The organism is Raineyella sp. (assembly GCF_034933565.1).
Taxonomy (GTDB): domain Bacteria; phylum Actinomycetota; class Actinomycetes; order Propionibacteriales; family Propionibacteriaceae; genus Raineyella.
In genome coordinates, this window is the sequence record NZ_JAYFNG010000033.1 from 1 (window position 1) to 17,237 (window position 17,237).

15 protein-coding genes are annotated in these 17,237 nt (G+C 72.8%); 9 read left to right on the plus strand and 6 right to left on the minus strand.

Annotated features, from left to right (window positions below):
• Both VB059_RS10160 and VB059_RS10165 read right to left on the minus strand, forming a co-directional pair.
• On the minus strand, positions 1–375 hold a 375-nt coding region (locus tag VB059_RS10160), incomplete at its 3' end, for a VOC family protein (RefSeq protein WP_323421909.1).
• 56 nt (positions 376–431) lie between these two features.
• Positions 432–1,370 (minus strand): hypothetical protein, encoded by a 939-nt coding sequence (locus VB059_RS10165; RefSeq protein WP_323421910.1) that lies wholly within the window; start codon positions 1,368–1,370, stop codon positions 432–434.
• Positions 1,371–1,512: 142 nt separating this feature from the next.
• Here VB059_RS10165 and VB059_RS10170 point away from each other — a divergent pair, with 142 nt between their 5' ends.
• Positions 1,513–2,361: a sugar phosphate isomerase/epimerase gene (locus tag VB059_RS10170; protein ID WP_323421911.1), complete on the plus strand. Its 849-nt coding sequence runs from the start codon at positions 1,513–1,515 to the stop codon at positions 2,359–2,361.
• Positions 2,358–3,119: a CPBP family intramembrane glutamic endopeptidase gene (locus VB059_RS10175; RefSeq protein WP_323421912.1), complete on the plus strand. Its 762-nt coding sequence runs from the start codon at positions 2,358–2,360 to the stop codon at positions 3,117–3,119. The genes VB059_RS10170 and VB059_RS10175 overlap by 4 nt, the downstream gene beginning before the upstream one ends.
• Here the strand turns inward: VB059_RS10175 and VB059_RS10180 are convergent.
• The 4 genes from VB059_RS10180 to benA all read right to left on the minus strand — a co-directional run bounded on the left by VB059_RS10180 (position 3,116) and on the right by benA (position 10,815).
• Positions 3,116–5,869: a LuxR C-terminal-related transcriptional regulator gene (locus VB059_RS10180; RefSeq protein ID WP_323421913.1), complete on the minus strand. Its 2,754-nt coding sequence runs from the start codon at positions 5,867–5,869 to the stop codon at positions 3,116–3,118. The genes VB059_RS10175 and VB059_RS10180 overlap by 4 nt on opposite strands.
• 113 nt (positions 5,870–5,982) lie before the next feature.
• A complete protein-coding gene (gene benC / locus VB059_RS10185) occupies positions 5,983–8,811 on the minus strand; it encodes a benzoate 1,2-dioxygenase electron transfer component BenC (protein ID WP_323421914.1) in 2,829 nt (942 codons plus the stop codon).
• A 76-nt stretch (positions 8,812–8,887) separates the two neighbouring features.
• Positions 8,888–9,415, minus strand: coding sequence for a benzoate 1,2-dioxygenase small subunit (gene benB / locus VB059_RS10190; RefSeq protein ID WP_323421915.1), 528 nt, complete (start codon positions 9,413–9,415; stop codon positions 8,888–8,890).
• 14 nt (positions 9,416–9,429) lie between these two features.
• Positions 9,430–10,815 carry a benzoate 1,2-dioxygenase large subunit gene (gene benA / locus VB059_RS10195; protein ID WP_323421916.1) on the minus strand — a complete coding sequence of 462 codons (1,386 nt, stop codon included), beginning with the start codon at positions 10,813–10,815 and terminating at the stop codon, positions 9,430–9,432.
• A 190-nt stretch (positions 10,816–11,005) separates the two neighbouring features.
• On the opposite strand from benA, the gene VB059_RS10200 reads away from it, so the two are divergent.
• The 7 genes from VB059_RS10200 to hemC all read left to right on the plus strand — a co-directional run bounded on the left by VB059_RS10200 (position 11,006) and on the right by hemC (position 17,012).
• A complete protein-coding gene (locus VB059_RS10200; protein ID WP_323421945.1) occupies positions 11,006–12,043 on the plus strand; it encodes an aspartate-semialdehyde dehydrogenase in 1,038 nt (345 codons plus the stop codon).
• 138 nt (positions 12,044–12,181) lie between these two features.
• Positions 12,182–13,033 (plus strand): pyrroline-5-carboxylate reductase, encoded by an 852-nt coding sequence (gene proC, locus VB059_RS10205; RefSeq protein ID WP_323421917.1) that lies wholly within the window; start codon positions 12,182–12,184, stop codon positions 13,031–13,033.
• 146 nt (positions 13,034–13,179) lie between these two features.
• Positions 13,180–13,281 (plus strand): 30S ribosomal protein bS22, encoded by a 102-nt coding sequence (locus VB059_RS10210; protein ID WP_002550589.1) that lies wholly within the window; start codon positions 13,180–13,182, stop codon positions 13,279–13,281.
• Positions 13,282–13,331: 50 nt separating this feature from the next.
• Complete coding sequence (locus VB059_RS10215) at positions 13,332–13,739, plus strand: glutaredoxin family protein (RefSeq protein WP_323421918.1); 408 nt, start codon at positions 13,332–13,334, stop codon at positions 13,737–13,739.
• A gap of 113 nt (positions 13,740–13,852) precedes the next feature.
• Positions 13,853–14,587 (plus strand): redox-sensing transcriptional repressor Rex, encoded by a 735-nt coding sequence (locus tag VB059_RS10220; RefSeq protein ID WP_323421919.1) that lies wholly within the window; start codon positions 13,853–13,855, stop codon positions 14,585–14,587.
• Positions 14,584–16,020 (plus strand): glutamyl-tRNA reductase, encoded by a 1,437-nt coding sequence (locus tag VB059_RS10225; RefSeq protein WP_323421920.1) that lies wholly within the window; start codon positions 14,584–14,586, stop codon positions 16,018–16,020. Before VB059_RS10220 ends, VB059_RS10225 begins: the two co-directional genes overlap by 4 nt.
• Positions 16,017–17,012, plus strand: a complete 996-nt coding sequence (gene hemC / locus VB059_RS10230; protein WP_323421921.1) for a hydroxymethylbilane synthase — start codon at positions 16,017–16,019, stop codon at positions 17,010–17,012. Before VB059_RS10225 ends, hemC begins: the two co-directional genes overlap by 4 nt.
• Positions 17,013–17,237: the final 225 nt, after the last annotated feature.

The window sequence follows — 17,237 nt, forward strand, 5'->3', positions numbered from 1 at the left end:
GAGGCCCAGCTGACGCCACTCGAGCTGGCGCCCGTCGGGGAACCGGCGGGTGCCGACGGCCGCCTCCCGGCCGAGCTTCGCCTCGTAGGCGGAGAGGTCGTCGATGGCCACCGCCCAGGACATCCAGCCGCCGCCCGCCTCGGAGCGGGCGCGGACGACCTGTCCGAACGGCGCCTTCTCGGCGGCGGGATGGTCCAGGACCTCGACGATCTCGATGTAACGGTCCTCGGCGAGAGGGATGAGGCGGTTGCGGGTACCGAACCGCGGGTGGAAGCCTCCGTCGCGGGAGTCCACCCCGAGCGCGTCGCTGAGGAACTGGGCCGAGGCCAGGAGTCCCTCAGGCCCGGCGGCGTACGAGAGGTGGTCGACATGCATGGCCCCATTGTGCGCCCTCGGGGACCACGTCTTTTCCGGGGGTCCGGAAGTGGAAGTCAAGACCTGTGTGATAAGAGGTCCTGTGCCGCCCGGGTCGCCGGATGACCGACCAGAGGCAGCGCGGCGGCCTCGATCTCGGCGCAGTGCCGGGCCAGCTGCGCATAGCCGGCCGGCCCCATCAGGGCGGTCAGCTCGGTCGCGAGGGTCCGGTAGACCGGCTCGGTGGCCCGGTGCGCGGCCGGGGTCGAGGTGCAGTACCAGTTGAGTTCGTGACCGCCCGCCCCCCAGCCGGACCGTACGTACTCGCCGATGCTCACCTCGGTGTACGTCGTCGCGTCGCCTCGCTCGACCTCGCGGAACAGTCGGCGGATCGGCAGCTGCCAGCACACGTCGGGCTTGGTCAGGGTGAACGGCACCCCCTCGCGGGCCGCCAGGTGGTGCAGCGCGCAGCCCGCGCCGCCGGGGAAACCTGGCCGGTTGAGGAAGATGCAGGCCCCGTCCAGCAGTCGGGTGGCCCGCTCGGCCTCAGCCCCGGTCCCGGCCGGTTCGTCGGCCCCCTCGGGCTCGTCGGTCTCCTCGTCCTCGTCCACCTCCTCGAGCACGTCGACGGCCCAGTCCCGGCGGGCCGACCAGTGACTGCCGTCCGGATCGGTGCCGGTGGCGCCGGCGTGCTGCCACAGATCGTCGCCGAGGCGGGCGACCCAGCCGGCCACCCGCTGCTCGTCGCCGGGCTCGCTGAAGTGTGCCCCGAGGGTGCAGCAGCCGTCGTCGGGGCGGCCGGCGTAGATGCCGGGGCAGCCTGCGCCGAACAGGCAGGTCCACCGGGAGATGAGCCAGGTGACGTCGCAGCGGAACACCTGGTCCGGATCGGCCGGGTCGGCGAACTCGACCCAGGCGCGCGGGAAGCCGTCGGCGATCTCGCCCTCGGCCAGCCGCGGGCCGGTCGTCCCGGACTGCGCCGGGACCCGGGACCGGACGGACTCTGGAGCTGACACGCGGTCAGTCTAGGTGGCCCGGCCGGCGCGCCTCGTGGTTGCCGGGGCGCTGCGGGGGCCTCGCTACTCTGGAACCGTGCCCGCAGCGGCGGGACGTACGGCACGGACCGGTCGTCGGCCCAGGACCCGGAGGACGACACTGATGGACAGCACGCTGGCGGATGATGCGGAGGGTGACCGACCGCGCAACCGGGTCACCCTCTCCACCTCGTCGATGTTCCCCGAGTCGACCGTCAGCGGCTTCGAGGCCGCCGCACGGCTCGGCTTCGACGGGGTCGAGGTGATGATCGGCATCGACGAGGTGGCTGCCGACGTGGCGGCCGTCGAGAAGCTGCGCGACTACCACGGGGTCCCGGTGACGTCGATCCACGCGCCCACCCTGGTCGTCACCCAGTTGGTCTGGCGCGGCACCGGGCACTGGGACAAGCTGCGCCGCTCCGCCGACATGGCACTGGCGCTGGACTGCGACGTGGTCGTCGTGCACCCGCCGTTCCGCTGGCAGGGCGACTATGCGATGGGCTTCGTCGCCGGCATCGCGGAGGTGTCCCGGGAGACCGGGGTGCGCTTCTGCGTCGAGAACATGTATCCGTGGCGCACCCCCGCGGGGGAGTACCAGGCGTACCTGCCGACCTGGGACCCGACCGACGAGCCGTACGAGCACCTCACCCTGGACCTGTCGCACGCCGCCACCGCCCAGGTGCGGTCGCTGGACCTGGTCCGTGCCTGGGGCGACCGGCTGCAGCACCTGCACCTGACCGACGGGCTGGGGTCGTTCCGGGACGAGCACCTGGCGCCGGGTGCCGGCAACCAGCAGGCCGCCGAGGTCCTGGCCCATGTGCTGGCCCACGGCTACACCGGCGACCTGTGCCTGGAGATGAACACCCGCTCCGCGGGCAGCCGGGCCGGCCGGGAGCGACTGCTCGTCGACGCGCTCGCCTGGACCCGTGACCGGGTCGCCGCGTCGCGCGAGGTCGCCACCCGGCGCTCATGAGGGCCCGGGCGGCGTACGGCGCGGAGGTCGCACTGCTGCTGTTCGTCTCGCTGGGGAAGTCGGCCGTCTACTCGGTGCTGGCGATCCTCGACCTGTCCACCCGGCCGGGAGGCGTCGGGGCGCAGACCAGCCAGCTGAACCCGACGGTGGTGCCCGACCGGCCGTGGCTGGACGCCCTCTACCAGGTCGCCCAGACCCTGCTGCCGGTGGTGCCGGCCCTGCTCGCGGTCCATCTGCTCGGCCGCACCCATGCCGATCCGTGGGCGGCGATCGGGCTGGATCTGCGTGGTGGGGCCCGGCGGTGGGCCCGCGACCTGGGCACCGGGCTCGGCCTGGCGGCGCTGATCGGCATCCCCGGGCTGGGCCTCTACCTGCTCGCCCGGGCGGGCGGGCTCGCCACCCAGGTGCAGGCGGCCGGGCTCGGCACCAGTGCCTGGGCGGTCCTGGTGCTGGTCGCCCGGGCCCTGATGAACGCGCTGCTCGAGGAGGTGATCGTCGTCGGCTACCTCTTCGACCGGCTGCCGCGGCTGGGCTGGCCGCCCTGGGCGGTGCTGGCCGGTTCGGCGGTGCTGCGCGGCAGCTACCACCTCTACCAGGGCTGGGGCGGGTTCGCCGGCAACCTCGTGATGGGACTGGTGTTCGGCCTGGTCTACCGGCGGACCCACCGGGTGGCGCCGCTGGTGGTGGCGCACACGGCGATCGATGTGGTCGCCTTCGTCGGCTATGCGGTGCTCGCCCCTCGGGTGGGCTGGCTCTAGCCGGTCGCCTCGGTCAGCTCCCCGCGGTGCGCGGCCAGCTCGGTCCGCGACCGCAGCCCGAGCTTGCTGTAGACCCGGGTCAGGTGGAACTGGACGGTCTTGACCGAGATGAACAGCTCCCGGGCCACGTCGGCGTTGCTCAGGCCCTGCGCCACCAGCCGGGCCACCGCCTGCTCCTGGGCGGTCAGCGACTCCACATCGAACCCGGCCGGCCGGGTGCCGGCCGCGCCACCGGCCTGCAGTTCCCGGCGGCAGCGCTCCACGTACACCGCCGCGCCGAGGGCGGAGAAACCGTCGAGGGCCCGGCGCAGCACCACCCCGGCGTCACGCCGCTTGCCCGCCCGGCGCAGCGCCTGGCCGTAGAGGAAGTTGATCCGGGTCCGCAGGTACGCGTACGGCGTCCCCTCGACCAGTCCGAGGGCGTCCTCGAACGACTCCCGGGCCAGGTCGATGTCGCCGCGCAACGAGGTGAGCCGTCCCCGCGCCATCGCCAGTCGCGCCATCGTGCTGTGCCGGTCCACGGCCCGGGCCCGCTCCTCGTGCGGGCGGAGGAAAGCGTCCGCCTCGTCGAGCCGGCCGGTCAGCGACAGTGCGCCGGCCCACATGTCGTGCCAGGGCCAGAACCCGGGCTCGTCGACGCCGGCGGGGCGCCGGGAGGTGGCGATCGGCTCCATCGCGTGCAGGCTGCCGTCCGCGTCGGAGCGGGCCTGGGCCACCCGGCCGCGGGCCATCGCCGCCGGGAGCCGGGTGATCATGTACTCCGAGCTGACCGCCATCGCCTGCGCGACATGCCAGTCGGCCTGCGCCGACAGGCCGCGGAGGGCACTGATCTCGGCCCCGGTCCAGTGGATCAGCGGGGCGATCAGGTCCATCCCGGTCCGGTCGAGGAGCTCGCAGCCGCGGTTGACGACGGCCATCGCGCTGTCCCACTCACCCACCTCGAGGTGAGCCCGGGCCAGCCAGCCCGACGCCCACAGCGCGACCCGTGACGAGCCCTGCCAGAACCCCTGCGGGATCGCCGCCTGGAGATCCTGGATCGCCTGTTGGGGCCGGTCCCAGGCCAGCTCCAGCCAGCCGTACCCCATCAGCGCGCGCTGGCGCTGGGCCCCGGTGGTGAGCACCTCCAGGGTGCGGCGGTAGGCGGCCTCCGCGTCGGCGACCCGGCCGGCCATCCCGAGGCCCAGGCCGAGCAGGGTGTGTGCCTCCACCGCGGCCGGCAGGTCCGGGCGGCCCAGCCGGTCCGCGGCGGCGATGCAGCGCTCGCCCCAGGTGACCAGTGCGCCGCCGTCGGCATCGGCCAGGGCGTGCAGGGAGAGCCGGTGGGCGGCGACCGCCTCGGCCTCGGCATTCGTGCCGAGCCCGTCGACGACCCGGTGCAGCAGCTGCTCGGCCGCGCCCCGGCGCCCCTTGAGGGTGGCCAGGTAGCCCAGCGCGATGTCGCGGCGGAGATTGCCCGGGAAGGCCTCGGCCTCCCGGGCCAGCGACTCCGCGGCGTGCAGATCGCCGGCCCCGGTCATCGCGTCCAGCGCCAGCACCAGGTAGCGCTGGCCGGTGGCCCGGTCCGGGTGGCCACGGGCGGCGAGTATCCAGCTGTCCGCGGCCTGCCGCCAGCGCCCGTCGGCGGCGTACGTGTCGGCCAGGGCGGCGATCCGCTCGGCGAGCGGAGCGTCGGGGCCCTGGGTGGCGGCGGACAGGTGCTGGGCCCGGGCGAAGTCGTCGGTGGCCTGTTCGGCCGCGGCCAGGTGCAGCCGGCGCAGGGTGACCAGATCGACCGCGTCGTACGCCGCCGCGGCCAGCAGCGGGCTGGTGAACGCCAGCGTGAGCCGGCCGCGGTGGCTGCGGACCTGCACCAGGCCGCGGGCCCGCGCCTCGTCGATCGGCGGCAGCATGTCGTCCAGTCCCGCCAGGGCGGCGACCTCGACGGCCGGGGTGCCCTGTCCGGCGACGGCAAGGGCGGTGACCAGGTCCCGCACCCCCGGGCCGGCGTCGCCGAGCACCGCCTCCAGCTCCTGGCGTACGCTGCGCGGCGCGGGGAGCGCGTCGTAGGCGGTCTCCCAGTCCAGGCCGGGGAACTCCTCGAGCAACTCGACCACCAGCCCGGGCAGGCCGCCGGTGAAGGCGGCCAGCCGGCGGGCCGCGTCCGGACCGAGGAGGTGGCCGTGGGCCCGGGCCAGGTCACGGACGGCGTCGGCGCCCAGACCGCCGACCACCAGGGTGGTGGCCCGGTGGGCGCGCAGCACGGCCGCCAGCTCGGGGTCGGAGGTCTCATCGTCGGTGATCTCCCAGATCACCGCGACCGGCTCGTCCTGGAGCCGCTGGACGGCCGAGGAGATCGCCCGCAGCGACATCGGGTCGGCGTGCTGTGCGTCCTCGACGACGATCACCAGCCCGCCCGCCGACCCGTCGCGGAGCCGGTCGAGGATGCCGGTGATGACCGCCGCGGGGTCGGAATCGGTGGCCAGCAGCGGGACGGGGGAGCGGACGCCGGGCGCCGAGCAGAGCCGGTGGGCGAGTTCGCCGGGGAAGCGACGTTCCCACGCCAGCCCGCGCACCCGGACCAGGTTGGCGGCGGGCGCGCCGGCCCGGCGGGTCCGGCGGACCGCCTCGGCGACCAGCGCGGTGGTCCCGACATGGGCGGTGCCGGCCACCACGATCACCGCGGGCGCCCCGGCGAGGGCACGCTCGCACAGGTCGACCAGCGCTCCGAGCTCGCGCTCCCGCCCGATCAGGGGCGACTCCGCCGGCTGCATTGCAGCATCATAGGTCGGCGTCCGGCCGGCGCGCCGGTGAACTTTTCGGGTGCTGCCGGCGGTCCCCGGGGCGGAGGGCCCCCCCCCGGGGACCGCCGGCTTCTCGACGGGGATCATCCGCCGAAGTCGCCCCCCGCCACCGGAAGGATCGAGCCGGTGATGTAGGAGGCCTCGTCGGAGGCCAGGAAGCAGATCGCCGCCGCCTGCTCCGCCAACGTCCCGTACCGGTGCATCAGTGAGGAGTCCACCGTCTGGTCGACGGTGACCCGGTGCCAGGCCTCCTCCTGCGTGTTCTGCGGCTCACCGCCCCGCGGGATGCGGCGCGGCGGCGCGTCGGTGCCGCCCGGGGCGGTGGCGACCACCCGGACCCCGTGTGGGGCGGCCTCGAACGCGAGCGACTTGGTCAGCGTGTTCACGCCGCCCTTCGCCGCCGCGTACGGGAGCCGGTTGAGGCCCATCGTCGCCGTCGAGGAGACGTTGACGATGGTCCCGTGCCCCTGGGTGTACATCGTCGGGAGCACTGCCCGGCAGGACCACAGGGTGGGGAAGAGCGAGCGGCGGATCTCCTTGTCGATCTCCTCCTCCCGGTACTCCTCGAACGGCTTGCGCCAGATGGTGCCGCCGACGACGTGGATGGCCACGTCGATCCGGCCGTACTCGGCGAGGGCCCGGTCGACCACCGCACAGGCCCCGGCGTACGTCTCGAGGTCGGCCTTCACCGTGGCGGCCCGGCCACCCTTGCGGGTGATCGCCGACCCCACCTCGTCGAGGATCTCGGACCGGTCGGCCAGCACCAGGCGACCCCCCTCGGCGGCGATCCGGCGGGCGACCTGCTCGCCGATCCCCTGGGCGGCACCCGTCACCAGGACCACCTTGCCGGCGAACCGGCCCGGGCTGATGAAGCCCGGCTCGTCCAGCAGGCCGCCACGGATCATCGCCTTGCGGGTGGTCTCCTTGCTGTGCTCGGCGTGCTCGATGATGAGCCGCCGGGCCAGGTCCCGGTCGCCCTGCTCGTACGCCTCGATGATCCGGTCGTGGTCACCGATGACGTCGGGGTGGCACCACTGGCCGTGCGGCAGCATCTCGTGCATGTGCCCGGCCACCCCGAGTCGCCGGTACGCCTCGAGCAGGTGCTCGTTCCCGGTGAAGGTGAAGGGGTACTCGTGGAACACCGCGTTGGTGTCGGTGAAGGCGTCCGCATCGACGAACCGGTCGCCGTCGACGAACGGTCGGCAGGCGTCGGCCAGCATCCGGTAGCCGGCGATCTGCCCGCTGCTGAGCCGGCCGATGGTCAGCTCCATCACGCCGAGCTCCAGTGCGGTGCGGGCGTCGAACAGCGAGTCGGACTTCAGGATCGACGGGTGCTCCTCACCGATCACGTAGCCGTCCGGCGCCACATTGTCCGCCACCGGCGCGGGGGCGACGACGGTGGCCAGCACCGGGTCGTGCAGCGGGGCGTACGCCTGCGGCCCCTGCACGGTCCCGCCGATGACGTACCCGTCCCCCGGACCGGCAGCGGTGTCCGGGCCGGCGGCGAGTGCCGTGGTGTTCGGGGCGGCCGCCTCGGCCATCGCGTCGCGGGTGCCGGTCAGCGTGAGCCCGCCGATCGCGAACGCGGTCGGGTCGGCCGGCAGGCTCGCCGGACCCGAGCCGAGCGGCGTCATCTCCACCGCCCACGGCGCGGGCAGCAGATCGTACGCGTCGGCGCCGGGCGGGACCGCCTCGACCAGACCTGCCGCCCCGGTCAGCCCGGACACGTCGACCGGCCCGGGCGCCCGGACCGGACCGGCCGGAGTGCCGGCGACCCGGCCGGCCGGGGCCGCAGCGGCCTCCAGCACCACCGCGCCGGTGGCCTCCTCGGCGATCGTCTCGCCGACCTCGGCCTCCACCACCTCGACGCCGCGGTCCTGCGCCGCGGTGGAGCCGGCCAGTGAGAACTTCTCGTAGAAGAAGCCCTCCGGCTCCAGGCCGGTGTTCCGGAAGTGGGCCCGGACGGCCTCCACCATCGGCGGGGGGCCGCAGAGGTAGACCGAAACGTTGCCGTCGTAGAGGTTCTTCGGGTCCATGTGGGCGGTGACGTAGCCCTTCTTCCGGGCCTTCGCCGCCGGGTCGGCGACGGTGTAGTCCCAGCTGAAGTTCGGCAGCTGCTCCGCCAGCACGGCCAGGGTGTCGAGCTCGACGGCCTCGGCGTCGGTGTTCACCCCGTAGATGAGGTGCATCGGGCGGGTGCTGCCCGCCTTCGCCGCGGTCCGCAGCATGGCGAGGATCGGGGCCAGTCCGGTGCCGCCGGCGAGCAGCAGCAGGGGGGTGGTGCCCTCGCGCAGGAAGAACGAACCGTTGGGCCCGTGCAGGGTCAGCCGGTCCCCGACCGCGGCGCGCTCCGCCAGCCAGGTGGACATCGCCCCGCCGGGGGTGATCTTCACCAGGAAGCCGAGCCGCCCCTCGTCGGGGGCACTGCTGAACGAGTAGGACCGGCGCTGGTCGGTGCCGGGCACCTCGATGTTCACGTACTGCCCGGGCAGGTAGCTGAGCGATTCACGGTCGTCGACCTCGATGGTGAAGCCGACCACGTTGTCGCTGTAGCGGTGGATGTCCACGACGGTGGCCGCGAAGGTGCCGGCGACCGTCCGGGCCACCGCGGAGGTGGCGGGGATCCGGACCACCAGGTCCGAGCGGGGCTTCATCTGGCACGGCAGGCAGAAGCCCTCCGCCGCCTCGGCCTCGCTCAGGGCGTCCTCGATGTAGGAGCCGGGATCGTAGTCACCCGATTCACAGAAGGCCTTGCAGGTGCCGCAGGCACCGTCGAGGCAGTCCACCGGGATGTTGATCCGGGCCCGGTAGGACGCCTCGGCGACCGTCTGGTCCTGCTGGGCCGTGACGAAGCGGGTGACACCGTCCTCGAAGGTCAGGGCGACCCGGTACGACGTGACGTTCGGTGGCATCCTGACCTCCGGTGAGGTGATGGCTTCAGACGACATGGCTTCGGACGGCATGACTTCAGACGACATGGCGTCCCTCTCAGACGTGGTAGATGTCGACCACGTGGTGGATGTAGTCGTTCTTCAGGACGACGACCTTGCGGCGGATCAGCGGGGTCTCACCGGAGAAGTCGATCGTGTAGAACGAGGTCCCGTAGTACGGGTCCACCGTCTGGTAGCGGAAGTACATGGTGTGCCAGTTGAAGCGCACGTCCACCAGCGCGCCGCGGCGGTCCAGCACCTCCACGTTGGTGATGTTGTGCGACGTCCGCGGCTCGGGCAGGGAGGTCGCCGAGGACCGCTCGGTGCGGATCCGGAAGATCCGGTCCTCCAGGCCACCCTTGCTGGGGTAGTACATCAGTGAGATCTCGGACTGCGGGTCGCGGGTGAGTTCCTCGTCGTCGGCCCAGGCGGGCATCCAGAACTCGGCGTCCTCGGCGTAGCAGTCCAGCCAGCGGCTGAAGTCGCGGTCGTCGAGGTGACGGGCCTCGCGGTAGAGGAACTGCTCGACGGCGTGCTGGTCGACGTACACGTCGGTGGCGGGGGCGTTCGGTACGGTGGTCGTCATGTGTCCGGGTCCTTTCAGGCCAGCTCGGCGAGCAGCTCGGCGTCGGCGGCCTTCTCGGCGGCCTGCGCCTTCTTCATCGTCTCCAGCCAGTACTGGTGCTGGATGGGGTAGAGGCCCTCGTCCTCGTTCTTCACGCCGGAGGAGAGCACATCGTCCATGCCGAGCTCCCGGGCGAAGTCGCTCGGGCCGGCGATCTGGTGGGTCTGGCCGCGGGACATGTCGTTCCACGGGGCGGCGGAGGCCAGGAAGGTCTTCTGGCAGGAGCGGAACTCCTCCAGATCGTCGGGGGTGGCCATGCCGGAGGCGTTGAAGAAGTCCTCGTACTGACGGATCCGCTGGGCGCGGGCCTCTGCGGACTCGCCCTTCGGGGCGATGCAGTAGATGGTGACCTCGGTCCGGTCCACCGAGACCGGCCGGAAGTGGCGGATCTGGGTGGAGAACTGATCCATGATGAACACGTTCGGGTAGAGGCAGAGGTTGCGCGAGCCGGTGACCATGAACTCGCCCTTGGCCTTGCCGTACTGCTCGGTCAGCTCGGCCATCTTCGGGAACAGCGGGCGCGACTGGTAGTTCGCGGCGTACGTCCACAGGCACAGGTGGCCGTTGGGGAACGACCAGTAGCCGCCGCCCTGCTTGCCCCACTTGCCGGCGTCCACCGTCTGGGTGGTGTTCTTCGACTCACCGGTGCTGCGCCGGCCGGTGGTGGCGGCGTAGTTCCAGTGCGTCGCGGTGACGTGGTAGCCGTCGGCGCCGTTCTCGGCCTGGACCTTCCAGTTGCCGTCGTAGGTGTAGGTGGAGGCGCCCCGCAGCACCTCCAGGCCCTCGGGGGACTGGTCGACCAGACAGTCGATCACCTTGGTGGTGTCGCCGAGGTGGTCGGTGAGGTCGGCGACGTCGGGGTTGAGCGACCCGAAGAGGAAGCCCCGGTAGCTGTCGAACCGGGCGATGTGGGTCAGGTCGTGCGAGCCGTCCCGGTCGAACTGCTCGGGGTAGCCGGCGCCGTCGGGGTCCTTGACCTTCAGCAGCCGGCCGTCGTTGCGGAACGTCCAGCCGTGGAACGGGCAGGTGAGGGTGGTCCGGTTGTCGGTCTTCTTGCGGCACAGCATGGCGCCGCGGTGGGCGCATGCATTGATCAGGCAGTTGAGCTCGCCGTCCTTGCCGCGGGTGATCACCACGGGCTGGCGGCCGATGTAGGTGGTGAAGTAGTCGCCGACGTTCGGGATCTGCGATTCGTGGGCGAGGTAGATCCAGTTGCCCTCGAAGATGTACTTCATCTCGAGCTCGAAGAGCTGCTCGTCGGTGAAGACGGAGCGGTTCAGCTGCCACTTGCCCTCGTCCGGCTTCTCGACCAGCAGGGCGTCGAGGTCGATGCTGAGGCTGTCGATGCTGGGATGTGCCATGTGTTCCTCCAGGTGACTTCGTCGGCACCCGCCCGCTGTCGGGGCGTTGGCGTCCACTGTGACAAAGGCCACTCCACGTCGCACCGGACAATTGCCGAGCCCTGACCCAGGCACCCTGGTGCCACCCTTGCCCCGGGCCGGATCGAGGGGTGGGACGGGTTTCCCGGGGGGCCCGACGCCGTGCCGTACGCTGGGATCCATGCGAGTTGGAGTATTCGGAGCGACCGGTCAGGTCGGCGGCGTGATGCGTACGTTGCTGGCGGAGCGCGCGTTCCCCCTCGATGACATCCGTTTCTTCGCGTCGGCCCGGTCGGCCGGCACGAAGCTGCCGTGGGGCGCCGGCGAGGTGACGGTGGAGGACACCGACACCGCTGACTTCTCCGGGATCGACATCGCGATCTTCTCCGCCGGCAAGAAGACCTCGCTGGCCGTCGCGCCGAAGGTCGCCGCCGCCGGCGCGGTGGTGATCGACAACTCCTCGGCCTGGCGGATGGACCCGCAGGTGCCGCTGGTGGTCTCCGAGGTGAACCCGGGCGACGTGATCGACCCGCCGAAGGGCATCATCGCCAACCCGAACTGCACCACCATGGCGGCGATGCCGATCATGAAGCCGCTGCACGACCTCGCCGGGCTGCGCCGGCTGATCGTCGCCACCTACCAGGCGACCTCCGGATCCGGCGTCGCCGGGGTGGCGACGCTGGCCGCCCAGACCGCCGCCGTGCCCGACCCGCGCAAGCTGGCCCTGGACGGCTCCGCCGCGGGGATCACCCCCGAGATGTACGGGCCGTACGTCAAGCCGATCGCCTTCAACGCGCTGCCGTTCGCCGGCAACCTGGTCGACGACGGCACCGGTGAGACCGACGAGGAGCAGAAGCTGCGCAACGAGTCGCGCAAGATCCTGCACATCCCCGACCTGCTCGTCTCCGGCACCTGCGTCCGCGTCCCGGTCTTCAGCGGCCACTCGTTGGCGATCAACGCCGAGTTCGAGCGCGACATCACCCCCGAGCAGGCCGTCGAGGTGCTGCGCGGGGCTGCCGGTGTCGAGCTGATGGACGTGCCGACGCCACTCGACGCGGCCGGCACGGACCCGTCCTACGTCGGCCGGATCCGCCGCGACCAGTCCGCGCCCGAGGGCAAGGGCCTGACCTTCTTCATCTCGAACGACAACCTGCGCAAGGGCGCCGCCCTCAACGCGGTGCAGATCGCCGAGCTGCTCGCCCGCCGCTGACCGCTGCGCCGGTCCGCACCCTGACCGGCCCCACCCCCGGCACGTCCGTACGCCGATGTCCCGCCCACCCGGGCAGGGCATCGGCGTACGTTGTCCCCGGGGCCGAACGCCCCGCACCCGACCCGTCCCGGAGGACCCATGGACACCGCACCCGCCGACCTCTCCACCCTCACCGTCGCCGTGATCGGCGGTGGTGTGATGGGCGGCACCCTGTTCCGGGCGCTGCTGGCCGTCGAGGACCCGCGGGTCGCGCACGCGGTGGTCGCGGAGACCCACGCGCCGCGCCGCGCCGCGCTGCTGGCCGAGGTGGCCGATCTGGTCGTCGGCCGCGACGTCCGGGCCACCGTCGACGCGGTCGAGGCCGTGCGGGGGGCCGACGTGGTGGTGCTGGCGGTCAAGCCCCAGGACGCCCGGGCCACCCTGGCGTCGCTGGCGAAGGACCTCGGCCGGGGGACCCTGCTGCTGTCGATCTGTGCCGGGCTGTCCACCACCACCCTGGAGGGCTGGCTGCCGGGAGGCGTCCGGGTCGTCCGCGGCATGCCGAACACCCCGGCCCGGATCGGTGAGGGAGCCACGGCGGTGTGCGCCGGGTCGACGGCGACCCCGGCCGACCTGGACCTGGTCGTCCGGCTGCTCGGCCGCTCCGGGGTGGTGCTGCCGGTCGCCGAGGACCGGATGGGGGCGGTCACCGGCGTGTCCGGCTCGGGCCCGGCGTTCGTCCTACTGGCGATGGAGGCGATGATCGACGCCGGTGTGGAGCTCGGGCTGACCCGGGCCGTCGCCCACGATCTGGCGGTCCAGACCTTCCGCGGCACCGCCGGTCTCGCGCTGGAGCCCGGGGCGCACCCGACGCTGCTGCGCGAGGCGGTGACGTCGCCCGGCGGCACGACCGCGGCCGGTCTCGCCGCCCTCGAGGAGCACGGTGTCCGGGCCGGGATCGCCGCCGCCGTCCGGGCCACGTACGCCCGTGACGCCGAGCTCGGCGCCTGACCGCGGACGGCCGCGTTTTCACTTGCGGGCGGCCGTCGGGATAGGATGGGGAAGTTGCGACCGGCGTGGTCGCGAGCCGTCGCCGCTCCGGCGACGATCATCCGTCCTGTCCGGGCCCCAGCGCTCGGCGATCGAGAGGTCCATCCGTGGGTTCTGTCATCAAGAAGCGTCGCAAGCGCATGGCGAAGAAGAAGCACCGCAAGCTGCTCAAGAAGACGCGCATCCAGCGTCGTCGCGCCGGCAAGTGACGCTCGGGCCCGTACGGGTCCGATGACGTGATCACGCCCCGCGGTCCTCGATGACCCCACGGTGGATCCCCCGGTGGGGTCGTACGGTCGCGCCCCCCGACCTGTCGGGGGCGACGGCCGGCAACGGTGTGTCGGCCGGGACCGGCATGACAACCGGGGACAGTGCACCGGCCGGGAACAGTGCGACAACCGGGAACGGCGAGCCGGCCAGGGTCGTGGTGCTGAGCCGGGTGGGGTGCCACCTGTGTGTCGAGGCGTTGGCTGTGGTCGAGGCGGTCTGTGCCCGCCACGGGGTGGCGTACGACCTGGTCGAGGTCGACGACGACCCGGCCCTGCGGGCCCGCTACGGGGACCTGGTCCCGGTCGTCCTCGTCGACGGTGACCAGGTCGCCACCTGGCGACTGTCCGCCGACGACCTCGAGGCCGCCCTGACGCGTCCCGGCAAGGGGGGCCGTTGACCCCGGACACCCCTGCCGCCGGCGGGGTTCCACGGCGGATCGCCCGGTTGGAAAGGTCCGAGCGACCTTCTACAGTGGTTCCGCAGGCGAAAACGCACGATGGCAGGAGGGCCGTGTCCGAGGGCGCTGCTCCGCCCGCCACCGGCGGGATCCCCGAGGCGACCATCGCCAGACTTCCGCGTTATCTGCAGGTGCTCCGCGACCTGCGCGGAGTCTCGATCGTCTCCTCCCACCAGCTCGCCGAGGCGGTCGGTGTCAACCCCGCCCAGCTGCGCAAGGACCTGTCCTACTTCGGGTCGGTCGGCACCCGTGGCGTGGGCTACGACGTCGGCCGGCTGATCACGCTGATCTCCGACCATCTCGTCGGGCCCGCCACCCGGCCCTTCCTCATCGTCGGGATGGGCAAGCTGGGCACCGCGATGGCCGGCTTCACCGGCTACCCCGAGCGCGGGTTCCGGATCGCCGGCCTGATCGATGTCGCCCCGGACCGGGTCGGCACGAAGATGCGGGTGGCCACCACGATCGGGCCGACCAGTCTGGTCATCCACCACCTCGACGACCTGCCGGCCGTCGTCGCCGGGACCGGGGCAGGCATCGCCCTGCTCTGCGTCCCGCCGCGGGCCGCGCAGGACACCCTCGAACGGCTCGCCGCCGTCGGCGTCACCAACATCCTCAGCTTCGTCAGTGAAGGGGTCCACGCCCCCGAGGGCGTACGTCTGCGCGACGTCGACCTCGGCCGCGAGCTCCAGATCCTGGCCTATTACCAGCAGCACCCTGACACCACCACCCCGCCGGCCGATGCCGCGGAGGGCCAGGGGACGTCGACCCAGAAGAAGGTATCGGTGTGAGCATCCTCGTCCTCAGCGTCTCCCACAAGACAGCCCCGGTCGACCTCCTCAGCCGGGCCTCGATGGATGTGGTCACCGCCGCCAGGCTGGAGACCGGGCTCGCCGAGAGCGAGCACATCGACGAGGCCGTCGTGCTCTCCACCTGCAACCGCACCGAGGTCTACGCCAACGTCTCACGCTTCCACCACAGCCTGGACGACATTACCAACCGGGTCGCCGAGGCGACCGGCCTGGCGCCGAACACCCTCCAGCAGCACTGCGCGGTCTTCTACGACGAAGCGGCCGTCAGCCACCTGTTCAACGTCACCTCCGGGCTGGACTCGATGGTCGTCGGGGAGAACCAGATCCTCGGCCAGGTGAAGACCGCGCTGTCCCGCGCCCAGGACTCCGGCACCGTCGGGCCGTCGCTCAATCAGCTCTTCCAGCAGGGCCTGCGGGTCGGCAAGCGGGTGCAGTCGGACACCGAGGTCGGCTCCGCGGGCCACTCGCTGATGACGGCCGCCCTCGACGAGCTCTACCAGCAGGGCATCCGGCTGGTCGGTCAGCGGGTGGTGATCGTCGGGGCCGGCTCGATGGCCGCCCTCTCCGCGCACACCCTCGCCGCCGAGGGGGTGGACCTCACCCTGGTGAACCGGACGTACGACAAGGCCGTCCACCTGGCCCGCGCGGTCGGCGCCGTGGCCCGCCCGATGGCCGAGCTGGACGTCGCCCTGGAGGACGCCGACATCCTGGTCACCTGCACCGGGGCCCGCGGCACGGTGATCACCGCCGAGCAGGTCCGCGACGCCGCCCTGTCAGCGGTCATCGACCTGGCCCTGCCCGCCGACGTCGAGAAGGCGGCCGGCCGCTACGCGCCGCTGATCAACATCGCGCTGCTGATGGAGCGCGACACCGACCACGCCACGGCCTCCCAGCTGCGCGACGCCCAGCTGGTCGTCGGGGAGGAGACCCGCGACTTCCTCGCCCAGCGCCGGGCCGCGCAGGTGAAACCCACCGTGGTGGCCCTGCGGGCGATGGCCAGCGACGTCGTCGAGAGCGAGCTGGAACGGCTCGCCGGCCTGACCCCCGACCTCACCGGGGCCGAGCGGGACGAGGTGCACAAGACGGTCCGCCGGGTCGTCGACAAGCTGCTGCACCAGCCGACCGTACGGGTCCAGGAGTACGCCCGCAGCGAGCAGGAGGTCGACTACGCGGCCGCGCTGCGCGACCTCTTCGCCCTCGACCCCGAGCACATGCAGGCCGTCACGACGCCACCGCCGGACGGCGCCGCTCCGCGCGGCGCGGCGGCGTCGGCCACCGCCGGAGTGACCCTGGCCGCCGGCTCCGTCGCCTCCGCCGCACGGGCTGTCGACTCTGCCACGCTGGCCGTCGATCCCGCTCTGCGAGCGGTCGACTCCACTGGGCGGACCATCAGCACCGGGGCCCGGGCATGACGGCGCTGCACGTACGGGTCGGTGCCCGCCGGTCCGCGTTGGCCCGCACCCAGGCCGAGTGGGTCGCGGCACGGCTGGCCGAGCTCGGGGCGACCACCGAGTTCGTCGGCGTGGTCACCACCGGGGACACCGACCGGCGGCACCTGACCGAGATCGGTGGCACCGGCATCTTCGCCACCGCGGTGCGCGGCGGGCTGCTGGACGGGACGATCGACGTCGCCGTCCACTCGCTGAAGGACCTGCCGGTCGACCCGGCCCCCGGCCTGGTGGTGGCCGCGATCCCGGCCCGGGAGGACCCGCGCGACGTGGTGGTCGGGCGCCGGGTCGAGGAGCTCACCTCCGGGATGCGGGTCGGCACCGGCTCGCCGCGTCGGGTGGTGCAGCTGGCCCGGCTGTTCGCCGAGCGTGGGCTGGACATCGAGATCGTCCCGATCCGGGGCAACGTCGGCACCCGGATCGACCTGGCCCGGCGCGGCGAGGTGGACGCGGTCGTGCTGGCCGCGGCCGGGCTGCGCCGGCTCGGCCTGCTGACCGGCGACGAGCAGCGGACGACCGTCGACGGCCTGCCCGCCGAGCCGGTCCCGGTCACGGATCTGTTGCCGGCCGCCGGCCAGGCCGCGCTGGCCTGCGAGGTGGCGGCGGAGGCGGGCCCCGGACTGATGGCGCTGATGGCGGCCCTCGACGACCTGCCGACCCGGCTCGCGGTGACGGCGGAGCGGCGCTTCCTCGGCACCCTGGAGGCCGGCTGCCTGGCCCCGGTCGGGGTGCACACGACGGTGGGGGAGGGGCTCGACTTGACTCTGCGGGCCGTTGCTGGGCAAATGATACGTAGTACTTCCTCGAGCGAAACGGCGACCCCGTTGACCCTTGTGGAGGGCGGTGCGCCGGCACCGGACGACGAGTCCCGGGAGGCCGCCGTCGGCCGTGCCGCGGCCCTCGGTGACCGGCTCGCCCGCGAGATGTTGCTCCGGCATCCGGCCGAGACCGCTTGATGCCTGGGTGCCACCTGTCACCGGTGGGCGGATCGGCCGTCGGCCACCGCTCGCAGGCCTGAGAACGAAAGAGCGCAGTGACGACGATTCCGGCTTCGAACCAGCAGGACGACCACCCCGGCGCCCAGCCCGCCCCCGCCCCGGCGGGTCCCGCCGCCGGGGGCACCGCCGACGAGCTCGGCGCCCTGCCCGGTGAGGGCGCGGCCGGTCGTGGCCGGGTCATCT

Bases quoted from the DNA above. Each gene is read 5' to 3' on its own strand.
- VB059_RS10170 (WP_323421911.1), top strand. From the start codon at position 1,513: ATGGACAGCACGCTGGCGGATGATGCGGAGGGTGACCGACCGCGCAAC.
- VB059_RS10175 (WP_323421912.1), top strand. From the start codon at position 2,358: ATGAGGGCCCGGGCGGCGTACGGCGCGGAGGTCGCACTGCTGCTGTTC.
- VB059_RS10180 (WP_323421913.1), bottom strand. From the start codon at position 5,869: ATGCAGCCGGCGGAGTCGCCCCTGATCGGGCGGGAGCGCGAGCTCGGA.
- benC (WP_323421914.1), bottom strand. From the start codon at position 8,811: ATGCCACCGAACGTCACGTCGTACCGGGTCGCCCTGACCTTCGAGGAC.
- benB (WP_323421915.1), bottom strand. From the start codon at position 9,415: ATGACGACCACCGTACCGAACGCCCCCGCCACCGACGTGTACGTCGAC.
- benA (WP_323421916.1), bottom strand. From the start codon at position 10,815: ATGGCACATCCCAGCATCGACAGCCTCAGCATCGACCTCGACGCCCTG.
- proC (WP_323421917.1), top strand. From the start codon at position 12,182: ATGGACACCGCACCCGCCGACCTCTCCACCCTCACCGTCGCCGTGATC.
- VB059_RS10215 (WP_323421918.1), top strand. From the start codon at position 13,332: ATGACCCCACGGTGGATCCCCCGGTGGGGTCGTACGGTCGCGCCCCCC.
- hemC (WP_323421921.1), top strand. From the start codon at position 16,017: ATGACGGCGCTGCACGTACGGGTCGGTGCCCGCCGGTCCGCGTTGGCC.